A 13,668-nucleotide genomic window follows, 5' to 3' on the forward strand; every position below is an offset into this window, starting at 1 on the left:
TAAAAACAGTGGCGGGATTCTACCCGAATTTTAACGGTAAATCAGCCGTTGCCGCCTAGTTTGGCGCAAGCGCTGATCAGGAACGGCCTGCCGGGAGACGCTGTGAATACGTCCCTGTAAGCTTGACGAAAACATCCATGTTTTCGACACTCCCCGCAGGCCGCTCCTGACCAGCGCCCGATGTTGGGAGCAAACTGCATGCTACCAAACATAGTTATCCACTGTTGACCTACCCGCGCTTTCAAATCGGTTAGGGGGCGGGGGCTCTTTTCTGCCGGAAAAAGATGTCTGAGCGCAGCGAGTTGCTTTTTCCAGAAGAAAAGAGCTCCCGCCTCCTGACCAGCCTCCAAAACCAGACAAGCTAGGAAAGCGGCTCCAGATAATCTACTAACAGCTGAAGATTAGTCCGCCCCCGAAACGTATTGGCATCAGGCTTATATACCACCCGTGCACCTGTGCGCGTGTAATCAGGAACCTCCGGCCCGGTATTGAACGCTATAGCGTCAATGATGCCGCTGCCATCTGCTGGCTGCAAAACCAGCTTCAAATGATTTTCGCCAACAATACGCTGGCTGACCACTTTGAACTCACCGTCAAACAAAGGCTCTGGAAAATGCTGCCCCCAGGGACCCGCACGTTTCAGTAACGCCGCTGTTTCCAGAGAAAGCTCATCAGAACTAAGAGGGCCATCAGTCGTGATGGCAGCCTCAAGATCTGCGGCAGTGAGAGCATCCCGAACAGCCCGATCGAAGGCTTCGGAAAATGCATCCAGATCGCTCCGGGCCAAAGTCATGCCAGCGGCCATAGCGTGACCACCGTATTTGTGCATCATCCCCGGGTGGCGAGAATCGACGACCGCCAGCACATCACGGATATGCAGCCCCGGAATTGAACGGGCAGAACCTTTTATGTCCACACCGTTTTCGTCTGGCGCAAAAGCAATCGTTGGCCTGTGAGTCTGCTCCCGTATCCGGGCTGCAAGAATGCCGATCACGCCCTGGTGCCAATCCTCATCGAACAAAGCCAGCCCCCAGGGCAGTCCTTCCAGGTCCAGCGACATGGAGGCGAGCAAATCCTGCGCCTGCGTCTTCATGTCTTTTTCAATGGTGCGCCGTTCCCGGTTAAAAGTATCGAGTTCACGGGCAAGACGCCGGGCTTCGTCCGGGCTATCGGCCAGCAGGCAGGCTATGCCAACACTCATGTCGTCCAGCCGGCCGGCTGCATTGAGGCGTGGACCAACCACAAACCCGAGATCCGTTGAGCTGATGTTTGCGTGCTCCCGACCAGCCACTTCAAGCAGTGCGAGAATGCCCGGGCGGGCTTCGCCCTGACGGATTCGGCGCAGGCCCTGCTCAACGAAGATGCGGTTGTTATGATCCAGCGGCACAACATCAGCTACTGTGCCTAGTGCAACCAGGTCCAGAAGCGCCCCCAGATTGGGCTCAGGTTGGGGCAGGCGCCCTGCTTCCCTCAACTTTTTACGCAGCGCCGTGAGCACATAAAACATCACGCCTACGCCGGCGGCGTTTTTGCTCAGGAAGGCACAACCGGGCTGATTGGGATTTACTATCGCATCGGCGTCCGGCAGCGTTTCGCCGGCCAGATGGTGATCCGTAACCACCACCTTGATACCCAGTTTCTTCGCCGCGCTTACACCTTCGATGGCAGAGATTCCGTTATCCACCGTCACCATAAGATCCGGCAACTCCCCTTCATCCCGTAGACGTTCGATAATCCCCGGGGTCAATCCGTACCCATCCGCAAAGCGACTGGGCACCCGGAAATCAACGCTCCGCAGCCCAAGCATGGAAAGCCCAAGCATCGCTACCGCAGTACTTGTCGCGCCATCAGCATCGAAATCACCAAGCACAAGCACCCGCTGGTTGCTGGCAATGGCGTCCGCCAATAGCTCAACTGCACGATCAATGCCACGCAGTTTGAAGGGTGAGGCAAGATGTCGAAGGGTATAGCTTAACTGTTCGTCAGAGCTAACGCCTCGGGCGGCATACAGACGGCGGAGCAAGGGAGGCAGGTCTTGCCCCCAGCCCGGAGTGTTATCCGGGCTGGGGCGACGCAGGATCTTTTTGGGTGTCATACTTGGTCAGGCATTCTTCCAGTGCTTGGCAATAAATGCCTGCACACCCGCCCGATCGTTATCAAGCACGGTATAGCGCTCTTCGCGATCAAACAGATCGGCCATATGCGGTGGAAGCTCAGGCTTCACAGTCAGCCCGGAGTCGACGATAGCATCCGGGAATTTGGCCGGGTGAGCAGTTCCAAGTGTGATCATCGGCACCTGGAGATCCCGACGACAAGCGCGAGCTGCATGCACGCCGATGGCCGTGTGCGGATCCAGCAGGTATTCATTCTGCTCAAAAACTTCACGGATGGTGTCACAGGTAGTTTTGTCATCAACTGCAGCACTGTCGAAGAGCTTGCGGGCGTGCTTCCAACGGTAGTCTTCGATACTCACCGGACCTTTCGTGGCATTATCCAGCAACTGTTTAACCGCCAGCCCGTCCCGGCCGTGCAGATCAAACAGCAAGCGTTCAAAGTTGCTGGACACCATGATATCCATGCTTGGCGAAAGCGTGTGCTCAAGCTGATGCTGCTCGTACTTGTTACCGCTCATGAAGCGATGGAGGATGTCGTTCTTGTTAGTCGCGATAACCAGCTGAGATACGGGCAGACCCATTTTCCGTGCCAGATAGCCGGCAAAGATATCCCCGAAGTTACCGGTAGGTACGGAGAACGCCATGCTGCGATCAGGGCCACCAAGTGCCAACGAGGCATGAAAGTAATAAACGATCTGAGCCATGATGCGGGCCCAGTTGATCGAATTAACCGCCGCCAGTCTGGCTTTACCACCCAGAAACGACTGATCGCTGAAACTTTCCTTGACCATGCGCTGACAGTCATCAAAATTGCCCCGAATGGCAAGGTTATGAATATTGTCACCCTTAACCGTTGTCATCTGACGGCGCTGTACTTCAGATACTCGCTCGAAGGGATGCAAAATAAAAATATCCACATGCTCGCAGCGACGGCAACCTTCGATGGCCGCAGATCCGGTATCCCCGGAGGTAGCACCCATAATCACGGCATGTTCTTTGCGCTTTCCAAGGACATAATCCAACAGGCGACCCAATAACTGCAGCGCAAAGTCCTTGAATGCCAATGTGGGTCCGCGGAAAAGCTCCATCACCCACTCATTGGTATCAAGCTGGACCAGCGGAGCGACAGCCTTGTGCGCAAAAACACTGTAGGTTTCATCCAGCATCTGCCGGAAATCAGCCTCGGGAATGGCCTCTTCCACAAACGGGAACATGATATTGAACGCAAGCTCGGTGTACGGAAGCCCCCGCCAACTGCGGATTTCTTCCAGACTGAAGTGCGGGAGCGATTCCGGAACATAAAGGCCACCGTCCGGTGCCAGACCGGTGAGCAGAACGTCTTCAAAGCCCAGTGCGGGGGCTTCTCCCCGCGTACTGATATATCTCACGTGCGTACCTGTCAGTTATAGTTTTTTCAGTTGAAATTTTCGGCGCGAATGCGAACCACCGGGCCATCGGTATCAGAGAGCAATTCCAGCTCTTCGATAGCACGGTTGATCTGTCGTTCCTGCACTGTATGGGTGAGGATTATGATGGGAATGCGGCCATCTTTAACCTCGGACTCTTTCTGCATGATCGACTCGATGTTGATGCCATGCTCACTCAGTATCGAGGCTATCTTGGCCAGCACACCCGGGCGGTCCAGAGCGGTTATGCGAAGGAAATAGGCAGACTGTATGTCTTCCATGGAAAGCACATTCAGATCGTCCAATGCACCCGGCACAAACCCGAGATACGGCACCCGTAACGAGCTCTCACTCGCCACAATTCGGGCAACATCTACAACATCTGCAATCACAGCCGAAGCCGTTGCTTCATCACCGGCACCCGGCCCGTAATACATGGTCTGGCCGACCGCATCGCCATCCACAAGAACGGCGTTCAGAACACCATCAACCTGGGCAATAAGGTGACTCTGGGGAACCAGGGTCGGGTGTACACGAAGCTCAATACCCTCTTCCCGACGACGAGCGATGCCCAGGTGCTTGATGCGATAACCAAGCTGTTCCGCATGAGCAATATCGTAGGGCGTGATCTGCGAAATCCCTTCGGTAAAGGCTTTTTCAAACTGAAGAGGAACACCAAAGCCTGCAGAAGCGAGAATGGTCAGCTTGTGTGCAGCGTCGATACCCTCAACATCAAAGGTGGGATCCGCTTCCGCGTAACCAAGATCCTGGGCCTCTTTGAGAACCTCGGCAAAGGGCCGACCCGCACGCATTTCTGTAAGGATGTAATTGCCCGTGCCGTTGATAATCCCTGCAATCCAATCAATGCGGTTCCCAGCCAGGCCTTCTCGGATAGCCTTCATTACGGGGATACCACCGGCAACACCGGCTTCATAAGCGACCACAACTCCGGCCTTTTCTGCAGCGTCAAAAATCTCGTTGCCGTGGACAGCAATCAGAGCCTTGTTCGCAGTAACCACATGCTTGCCATTGCGGATAGCTGAAAGCACAAGCTCCCGCGCTGTCTCATAGCCGCCAATAAGTTCGACAACCACGTCAACTTCAGGATCGTTCACCACGTCGAATATCTCGGTGCTGAAGGCGACGCTGCCAAGATCTATATCGTCACGACTGCGGCGACTGGCTACCCGGGTAATCCGGATATTACAGCCCGCACGGCCAGCAATAATTGCGGCGTTGCGAGTCAATACATTGAATGTACCGCCGCCAACGGTTCCCAGTCCGCAGATTCCGACATTGACGTCTTTCAAGCTCTCACCTCTGATCCCGAAGGGGTGCTGATGAATTGTAGATTGCAGCATTGCTATTTCGCGACGCTGAAAGGCCGCACAGTATACCGGTTCAGGGCTCGCTGAATAAGCCCTGAACCGAAAGCTTGTCACATAACCGTGACGGCTCGTAGTGCACTGCCGTTCGAAAAGGCCTTAGAGCAGACCCAGCCCCTCGGCAAGGTTCTTCGCAGGCACATAACCACGCACAATATTGCCATCCTCCAGCACAATAGCCGGGGTGCCGGTTACACCTACGCGCTGACCAAGCTCAAACTGCTCGAGCACCGGATTTTCACAGGTAGCCGCCGCAACCGCATCACCGGCTTTGGCAGCGTCCATCGCTGATTCCTTATCTTCTGCACACCAGACAGACACATACTTCACGAACGATGGCTGGCCCGGCCCTGAGCGCGGATACGCATAGTAATTCACTGTAATTCCGTAATCGTTAAGCTGCGGAACTTCGTCGTGAAGCTTGCGGCAATACGGGCAGTCAATGTCGGTAAACACATCAATCACCACTTTCTCGTCACTGGCCTTGTAACTGATAACGCCTTCATCGCCATAGCTTTCCATGATCTCGTGACGATCCGCAGCTCTTGCCGCTTCCGTAACGTTCGCGATGCCAGTGCTGGTAACTTTGAGCAAGTCCCCGGTCAGCAGGTACTGGCCATCCTGCGTTGTATAGATGGTATCGCCGTTGTTGCTCTGGACTTCATAAAGCCCCTTCGCTTCGGATTCCTTCACAGACAATACTTTCAACCCCGGAACGGCACTGGAAAGACGCTCACTGATACGGTCTTCTACATCACCCGCAACACTGAAGGGTGAACCCAACACGCCAGCCACCATCACGGCCACCATAAAAAAACGTTTTACATTCATTCTGGCAAACACACCTTTTCAGTAGGGTACTTAATCAAGCTTGCGGAAACACTCACACTAGCCAGGAAACAATCAAAAAAACCAACTCTGCGACACCAAGCCGCCACAAAAGTTCAAAGCGCTACCTTACCTAATAATCTCAGGTTCAACCACGAGGATGATGGGCCTGGTGCAAGGATTGCAGGCGCTGGCGCGCCACATGGGTGTAAATCTGCGTTGTCGAAAGATCCGAATGACCCAGCAACATCTGAACTACACGCAAGTCGGCACCATGGTTAAGCAGATGGGTTGCAAAGGCATGCCTGAGCGTATGAGGAGAGAGATGCTTGCGGATACCTGTACGGATGGCGTAATGCCGCACCCGGTGCCAGAAGGTTTGCCGGGTCATCGCAGTCGGCCGATTGCCAGGAAACAGCGCATCACAGGCCCGACCCTTCAGCAGTTCAGGGCGCCCCTCTTTCATATACAGTTCAAGCCAGTCCACTGCCTCTTCACCCAAGGGAACCAGACGCTCCTTATCGCCTTTACCGGTAACGCGTATGACACCCTGGCGGAGATTTACCTGGTCAACACGCAAACCTGTGAGCTCAGACACCCGTAAGCCACAGCCGTAGAGAATCTCCAGCATAGCTTTGTCCCGCTGCTCAATCGGTAAGTCGGGGTCAGGTTCTGCCAGGAGAGCGTCTACTTCCTCTTCGGTCAGGGAGTCCGGTAATCGTCTCGGCAGGCGTGGGCTGTCTATGCGCAACGTGGGGTCTTCAGCGATCAACCGTTCCCGAAGTAAAAACCGGTAAAACCGGCGAATTCCCGAGAGCCGGCGGGCCGCCGTTGACGTTTTTATGCCCTGAGCGAGCCCGTTGGCCATCCACGCCAGCAAATCCGTCCGTCGCACTTCCGTCAGAAGGGGCTGCCCAGGCTGACCTTCCAGCCAGACGACCAACCGCTGCAGGTCGCTACAATATGCCTGCCGGGTTTTCTCACCCAGGCCGTCCTCAAGCCAGACTGCATCAACAAATCGGACAATTACCGCTTCATCCTCTGGTCTCACCCCGTAGCCCTCTGGCAACTCTATATTCACAAAGGTATATTCTGGCTCGCCAGAAACAAAAAAGGCAGCCCTAAGGCTGCCTTTTTCACTGCAAGGTTGCTCAGCACATGGCTGATCAGCCCAGCTTTTCCTTGATACGTGCTGCCTTACCAGAAAGGTCACGCAAGTAGTAAAGCTTGGCTTGACGCACGTCACCACGACGCTTCACTGAAATGCTGTCGATCAGCTTGGAGAAGGTCTGGAACGTACGCTCAACGCCGACGCCGTAAGAAATTTTACGCACGGTGAACGACGAGTTCATGCCACGGTTACGCTTACCAATAACAACGCCTTCGAACGCCTGCAGACGTTCACGGTTGCCTTCAGTAACACGAACCTGAATAACCACGGTGTCACCCGGCGCAAACGCGGGGACTTCCTTGGTCATCTGTTCTGTTTCGAGTTGATTGATGATGTTGTTCTTGCCGCTCATCGTAATGCTCCTGATACCCAATCTTTTAATGCCCTGATGATTCAGAGGCACACGGTTCGTTTAAAATCTCACCCAGTAGCTCACGCTCTTCGCCCGTAAGCACCCGCTTTTCCAACAGGTCGGGGCGTCGCTCCCAGGTTCGCCTCAGCGACTGCTTGAGTCGCCAACGCCGGATCTGATCATGGTGACCGCCCAACAAAATATCCGGCACCGCCTGACCTTCGTATACTTCGGGCCGGGTGTAGTGCGGACAATCCAGCAAACCGTCAGCAAAAGAATCCTGCTCTGCCGACTGCGCATGACCCAGCGCTCCGGGGATGAGGCGTGTAACCGCATCAATGACAACCATAGCTGCCAGTTCGCCACCAGAGAGTACAAAGTCTCCCAGTGATATTTCCCGGTCGACTTCTGCCGTTATCAGGCGCTCATCAACACCTTCATATCGACCTGCTACCAGAATCAAATGTTCTTCTGCAGCAAGCGACTCAACAACAGCCTGACTCAGAGTTTCGCCTTGAGGCGAAAGATAAACCACGCAAGCTTTCCCAGGCGCAGCTTCTTTCGCTGCGTGAATGGCATCCCTTAGCGGCTGAATTTTCATCAGCATGCCGGGGCCACCACCGTAAGGCCTGTCGTCAACAGTACGGTGACGATCATGGGTGAACTCGCGAGGGTTCCAGCTATTAACGGTCAAAAGACCGTCGCGCACTGCCCTGCTTGTTATCCCGTAATCTGTTACCGCCTGGAACATCTCTGGAAACAGGCTTACTGCACCAATCCACACCTGTCAGAACTCCGGATCCCAGTCTACGACCATTTTACGCTCTGCCAGATCTACTTCCCGGACGACCTTATCAGGAAGATAGGGAATCAAGCGCTCGCGCTGATCAATGGAGCCTGCTGTAGCATGCACCACCAAGACATCATTGGAACCGGTTTCTATCAGGTGATCCACACGACCGAAGCATTCACCCTCAACCGTGAACACATCAAGACCCTGTAACTGAAGCCAGTAAAACTCCCCTTCGGGGAGCTCGGGCAACTCAGCAGTCGGGACCTTGACCTCGGCCCCACAATAAGTGCGAGCCAGCTCACGATCGTTAATACCTTTAAGCCTGACAACGATCGCCTGCCCTTGGCGACGACCTTCCTCAAGCTTTGCAGGAATACGTTTGCCGTCCAGATCAAGAACCCAGTCGGTATAGTTCAGTATTCCTTCTCTGGGGTCGGTGAAGGAAAAAACCTTGAGCCACCCTTTAACCCCAAATACCGAGGTAATCCGACCGACTACAGTTTCCTGAGGATTCTGCGTCATACAACAACCCCGGTGGTCAGTAAAACTTACACAGCAGCCTTGAGCAATTGCGCAACGCGATCGCTGGTTTGTGCACCCTGGCCAATCCAGAAATCTACACGGTCGCGATCAACACGAAGGCGCTCTTCCTGACCGCGGGCGATCGGGTTAAAAAATCCAACGCGCTCAATGAAGGCGCCGTCGCGTGCTCTGCGACTGTCGGTTACTGTCAGATGATAGAACGGGCGCTTCTTGGAACCGCCACGAGCCAAACGGATTGTTACCATTTAACCAATATCCTGTTCTGTTAATACGAACTTTGTACGTTTCACGCCTACCACAATGGTGGTTAACGCGGAGACCCATACTCGAAAGGGGCGCTATTCTATGCTAAATGCGCTTCAAAGAAAACAGGGAAACAGACTGTTTCTAGGTTTTCCGTGTAAGGCTTTTTACATACGACCAAACGGAGGCATCCCACCGCCGCCACCGCCCGGCGGCATCATACCACCCAGACCGCGCATCATATTCGCCATACCGCCCTTTTTGCTGAACTTTTTCATCATCTTCTGCATCTGCTTATGCTGCTTGAGCAGACGATTCACATCCTGTATCTGCGTACCGGAGCCAGTCGCAATCCGGCGCTTGCGGGAGTTGTTGATGACATCCGGGTAACGGCGCTCCTTTGCGGTCATCGAACAAATAATCGCTTCCAGCTGCCCCATCGACTTATCGTTAACCTGCTGCTGGGCAGCCTGAGCCATCTGCCCCATGCCCGGCAGCTTGTCCATCAAGCCACCGATTCCACCCATACTCTTCATTTGCTGAAGCTGGTCACGGAAGTCCTCAAGATCAAAACTTTTGCCTTTTTTGATCTTTTTGGTGAGCTTCTGCGCCTTTTTCTGATCGAGCTTGCGCTCGGCCTCTTCAATAAGAGAGAGCACGTCGCCCATACCAAGAATGCGCGACGCCACCCGATCCGGATGAAACGGCTCAAGGGCGTCGGTTTTTTCGCCAACACCAAGAAACTTGATGGGTTTGCCGGTAATGTGCCGCACAGACAGTGCCGCACCGCCGCGGGCATCACCATCGGTCTTTGTCAGCACTACGCCAGTCAGCGGCAAAGCGTCGTTAAATGCCTTGGCCGTGTTTGCAGCATCCTGACCTGTCATGGCATCAACCACAAACAGGGTTTCAACCGGCTTGACGGCTTTATGCAAGCGACCGATCTCGCCCATCATTTGTTCATCAACGTGCAAACGCCCGGCGGTATCCAGAATCACTACATCAATGTGCTTCTTGCGGGCGGCGGCAACCGCGCCTTCAGCGATGGTGACAGGATCCTGGTCAGCACTGCTGGGGAAAAACTCAACACCCACTTCACCTGCCAGGGTTTCCAGCTGCTTGATAGCCGCCGGGCGATAGACGTCAGCACTCACTACCATGACCGATTTTTTCTGTCGCTCTTTCAAGAAACGCGACAGTTTTGCAACCGTAGTCGTTTTACCCGCGCCCTGAAGGCCGGCCATCATAACTACCGCGGGCGGCTGAACGGCAAGATTGAGGGTTTCATTCCCCTCACCCATTACCCGCTCCAGCTCCTGCTGGACAACCTTTACAAACACCTGTCCCGGGGTAAGGCTGCGCTGGACTTCCTGACCAATGGCGCGCTGCCGGACGCCCTCAACAAAGTCTTTTACCACCGGCAGGGCAACGTCTGCCTCAAGCAGCGCCATGCGCACTTCCCGGAGAGTGTCCTTTATATTGTCGTCGGTGAGCCGCGCCTGACCGGAAATCTTGCGCAGGCTACCGGAAAGTCGGTCTTGGAGGTTTTCAAACATGTTGCTCTTCCGTACCCCGGATAAATTGAGTGCACAAACCTCAGAGCCGGCTTCGGCTCCTTGATTCCTGTTGCATAATCGCGACATTATAACCAGACTATCGTCCTGAAACGACCAACCCGGTCAAATCGGCAGCTATGCCTGCCGATCTCCAGCCAGCACAGTGGTTTATAAGGAAGTCATGGGAACGCTGATTCTCGCGGTCACCGCTCTTTTTCTGTACAGCGTCGGCACCGCCTTGCAGGCGCTTCATTTTCGTGGACGCGTGCACAGCAACATTGCCATTACGACACTTATCGGCATGCTGGCTCTTACCGCCCACGGAGTTTTGATAACCCAGACTATTCTCCACGATGGCGGTGTCGACTTCGGCTTGTTCAAAAGCTCGGTACTGATTTCCTGGCTAATCGTTTTCCTTTTACTGGGACTCAACCTCAAAAAGCCGGTTCAAAGCCTCTTTCTGGGGGTCTATCCTCTAGCAGCCCTGACCATCATCATGGCATTGGTCACGCACACACCCTCGCGGGTGGTTTCTGATGAGAGCTATGGCGTACTTTCTCACATCGCACTGTCAGTTACAGCCTACAGCCTGTTTTCTCTGGCGGCTATACAGGCGACCCTGCTTTATTTCCAGAACCGCCAACTGAAGCGCAACTATAACAGCTCGATATTGCGCAACCTGCCACCACTGCAAACCATGGAATCCCTGCTTTTTGAAATGCTATGGGCAGGCGTTGTCATGCTTATTCTCGCCATCGTGACGGGCGCCATTTTTATAGAAAACCTGTTTGCCCAGAATCTTGCCCACAAAACTATATTCTCGCTGCTGTCACTGCTGGTTTTCGTCGCACTGCTTGTAGGGCGTTATACAAAAGGCTGGCGCGGCATGACTGCAAGCCGCTGGACACTGGCCGGGTGCGCCCTGCTTATGGTGGCCTTCTATGGCAGCAAGTTTGCCATCGAACTGGTATTCCAGAAGGGCGGTTGATATCCCGCCCTTAACATCTTGACACCAGACACAATCACAACCTACTTTCGCTACTTGTCAGCAACATAAGGACACCCCTGGTTTGGACGGTACATCGCTTACTGCGCTGTCGATTATTCTCGTCGGGCTGATCATGCTGTCGGCATTTTTCTCCAGCTCTGAAACCGGCATGATGTCACTCAACCGGTATCGCCTCAAACACATGGCGAAAACCGGCCATAAAGGCGCAAAACGGGCACAGGGGTTGCTGCAGCGCACCGATCAACTTATCGGCATCATTCTTATTGGCAACAACTTCGTCAATATCCTGGCGTCGTCTATCGCCACGGTCATTGCAATCCGCATTTGGGGCGATGCCGGCATAGCCATTGCGACATTGCTCCTGACGATCGTTATCCTTATTTTTGCCGAAGTCACACCCAAGACCCTGGCCTCCCTGTTTCCGGAAAAAATCGCATTCCCGGCGAGCTACGTGCTCGGCCCGCTCCTGAAGGTTCTATACCCGATCGTTTGGGCCGTGAACCTGTTCACAGGAGCCATCCTGAGAATTTTGAGAATTTCTCCGAATGACGCGGCCAGCGACCACCTGAGCCGGGAAGAGCTAAGAACTCTGGTGAACGAAGCCGGCGCACTGATTCCAGCGAAGCACAAAGATATGCTTGTGAGCATCCTGGACCTGGAGAAAGTGACGGTAAACGACATCATGGTGCCGCGAAACGAAGTCTCCGGCATAGACCTGGACGACGACACGGACACTATTTTGCGCCAACTGAGGAACAGCCAGCATACCCGACTGCCGGTTTTCAAAGGCGACATCAATGACATTCAGGGCATTCTGCACCTACGCAGCGCAACCAAATTACTGCAAGAGGAAGAAATCAATAAAGCCATGATCATGCAGCTCTGCCAGGAACCCTACTTCATTCCTGAAAGTACCCCGCTGAACACTCAGCTCATCAACTTCCAGAAAGGCAAGCGTCGTTTCGGGATAGTTGTGGACGAATATGGCGATGTACTCGGGCTCGCTACCCTGGAGGACATTCTCGAAGAGATTGTTGGCGAGTTCACAACGGATTATGCGGCGACGAGTCCCGACATCATTCCGCAGGAGGACGGCACCTTCATTATTGACGGCACGACCGCCGTACGCACCATCAACAAGACTCTGGGATGGAAACTGCCTACAGACGGCCCGAAAACCTTGAACGGCCTTATTACAGAAACCCTTGAAAATATTCCGGACACCAACGTTTGCCTGAAAGTAGACGGGCATCGGGTCGAAGTTCTCCAAATCAAGGACAATGTTGTAAAAGCAGCGATCGTACATCCGAAAAAGCGCAAAAAACGCGCGCTATCCATGGCCTGACAATTCCCTTTCCGGTCAGGCTTGATAGACGTTCCGGTTATAGCGCAGCCTCTTCTTGGAAGATCAAAATTTAACCATCTCCTTGACGCATATCAAACTACCACCAACACTGAGGGTGAGTTCAAAAAATAATAATCGCAAGGAGCTTGTCCATGAGTCTGACACATACCTTTGGCCTTCTGACCCACCCTGACGAGCAGTGGGAGGCGATTCGAAAAGAATCCGAATCTGTTACTCGCCTATACACGGGACACGTATTACTTCTCGCACTTATACCTGCTCTTGCAGGCTTCATCGGAACCACTCAAGTAGGCTGGCAAATCGGTGATGGCCAAGTTACGCGCCTCTCTGTCGATAGCGCGCTTAGCCTGTCCGTGCTGTTCTACGCGGCCATGCTGGCCGGCATCTTCATTCTCGGCAAGTTCATTGATTTTTTTGCAGCAACTTACGACGCGGCGGATCAGGCACCAAGGGGGGTTACAATGGCCGCCTACACCGCCACACCCATGTTCCTGATAGGCGTTATCGCAGCTTACCCGAACATCTGGATAAATATGCTGGCCGGGCTCGTTGCTATCGCGTACGCGGTGTACCTGCTTTATGAAGGCCTACCCATCCTGATGAAAATTCCGGAAGAGCGCGGATTCATGTTTGCCACAGCTGTACTTACCGTAGGGCTTGTGATGTTTGTTGCACTACTTGCTATCAGCGTCGTGATCTGGAGCGTAGGAATCGGTCCGATTTACGTATCATGAAGGTTAGAGCCCGGCATTCGTGTCAGTAAACCAGAAAGGGTGCTCCATGGGAGCACCCTTTATTTTTTAGAATAAGCACTCGGGTTAGTTTTTATTCATGTTAACGCAACCCAAAATGCGGTAAATTTAATCTATAATCAAGAATTAGCCCTATAATCAAAAAATAGA

13 protein-coding genes are annotated in these 13,668 nt (G+C 53.7%); 3 read left to right on the forward strand and 10 right to left on the reverse strand.

The window, feature by feature from the left end; translation table 11 throughout:
• Window positions 1-361 precede the first annotated feature (361 nt).
• From recJ to ffh, 10 genes are all read right to left on the reverse strand, one after another.
• Window positions 362-2,095, reverse strand: coding sequence for a single-stranded-DNA-specific exonuclease RecJ (gene recJ / locus Q4501_RS02995; RefSeq protein ID WP_303594040.1), 1,734 nt, complete (start codon window positions 2,093-2,095; stop codon window positions 362-364).
• Between the two features lie 6 nt (window positions 2,096-2,101).
• A complete protein-coding gene (gene thrC / locus Q4501_RS03000) occupies window positions 2,102-3,502 on the reverse strand; it encodes a threonine synthase (protein ID WP_303594042.1) in 1,401 nt (466 codons plus the stop codon).
• 26 nt (window positions 3,503-3,528) lie between these two features.
• Window positions 3,529-4,830, reverse strand: coding sequence for a homoserine dehydrogenase (locus tag Q4501_RS03005; protein WP_303594043.1), 1,302 nt, complete (start codon window positions 4,828-4,830; stop codon window positions 3,529-3,531).
• A gap of 174 nt (window positions 4,831-5,004) precedes the next feature.
• Window positions 5,005-5,736, reverse strand: a complete 732-nt coding sequence (locus tag Q4501_RS03010; RefSeq protein ID WP_303594044.1) for a DsbC family protein — start codon at window positions 5,734-5,736, stop codon at window positions 5,005-5,007.
• Between the two features lie 145 nt (window positions 5,737-5,881).
• Entirely contained in the window at window positions 5,882-6,784 is a 903-nt protein-coding gene (gene xerD, locus Q4501_RS03015; protein ID WP_303594045.1) for a site-specific tyrosine recombinase XerD, read from the reverse strand.
• A gap of 115 nt (window positions 6,785-6,899) precedes the next feature.
• Window positions 6,900-7,256 (reverse strand): 50S ribosomal protein L19, encoded by a 357-nt coding sequence (gene rplS, locus Q4501_RS03020; RefSeq protein ID WP_303594046.1) that lies wholly within the window; start codon window positions 7,254-7,256, stop codon window positions 6,900-6,902.
• A gap of 25 nt (window positions 7,257-7,281) precedes the next feature.
• On the reverse strand, window positions 7,282-8,040 hold the full coding sequence (gene trmD / locus Q4501_RS03025; protein WP_303594047.1) for a tRNA (guanosine(37)-N1)-methyltransferase TrmD: 759 nt from the start codon (window positions 8,038-8,040) through the stop codon (window positions 7,282-7,284).
• Between the two features lie 3 nt (window positions 8,041-8,043).
• Window positions 8,044-8,571 carry a ribosome maturation factor RimM gene (gene rimM / locus Q4501_RS03030; protein ID WP_303594048.1) on the reverse strand — a complete coding sequence of 176 codons (528 nt, stop codon included), beginning with the start codon at window positions 8,569-8,571 and terminating at the stop codon, window positions 8,044-8,046.
• A gap of 26 nt (window positions 8,572-8,597) precedes the next feature.
• On the reverse strand, window positions 8,598-8,837 hold the full coding sequence (rpsP, locus tag Q4501_RS03035; RefSeq protein ID WP_303594049.1) for a 30S ribosomal protein S16: 240 nt from the start codon (window positions 8,835-8,837) through the stop codon (window positions 8,598-8,600).
• 165 nt (window positions 8,838-9,002) lie between these two features.
• A complete protein-coding gene (gene ffh / locus Q4501_RS03040) occupies window positions 9,003-10,391 on the reverse strand; it encodes a signal recognition particle protein (RefSeq protein ID WP_303594050.1) in 1,389 nt (462 codons plus the stop codon).
• A 181-nt stretch (window positions 10,392-10,572) separates the two neighbouring features.
• Here ffh and Q4501_RS03045 point away from each other — a divergent pair, with 181 nt between their 5' ends.
• The 3 genes from Q4501_RS03045 (at window position 10,573) to Q4501_RS03055 (ending at window position 13,500) form a co-directional block, all read left to right on the forward strand.
• A complete protein-coding gene (locus Q4501_RS03045) occupies window positions 10,573-11,379 on the forward strand; it encodes an inner membrane protein YpjD (protein ID WP_303594052.1) in 807 nt (268 codons plus the stop codon).
• 82 nt (window positions 11,380-11,461) lie between these two features.
• The gene (locus Q4501_RS03050) at window positions 11,462-12,745 is read left to right on the forward strand and encodes an HlyC/CorC family transporter (protein ID WP_303594054.1); all 1,284 of its coding nucleotides are present in this window, start codon (window positions 11,462-11,464) and stop codon (window positions 12,743-12,745) included.
• A gap of 152 nt (window positions 12,746-12,897) precedes the next feature.
• Complete coding sequence (locus Q4501_RS03055) at window positions 12,898-13,500, forward strand: Yip1 family protein (RefSeq protein WP_303594056.1); 603 nt, start codon at window positions 12,898-12,900, stop codon at window positions 13,498-13,500.
• Window positions 13,501-13,668: the final 168 nt, after the last annotated feature.

Origin of the sequence: Marinobacter sp. 2_MG-2023 (genome assembly GCF_030546935.1) — a bacterium.
Taxonomy (GTDB): Bacteria; Pseudomonadota; Gammaproteobacteria; order Pseudomonadales; family Oleiphilaceae; genus Marinobacter.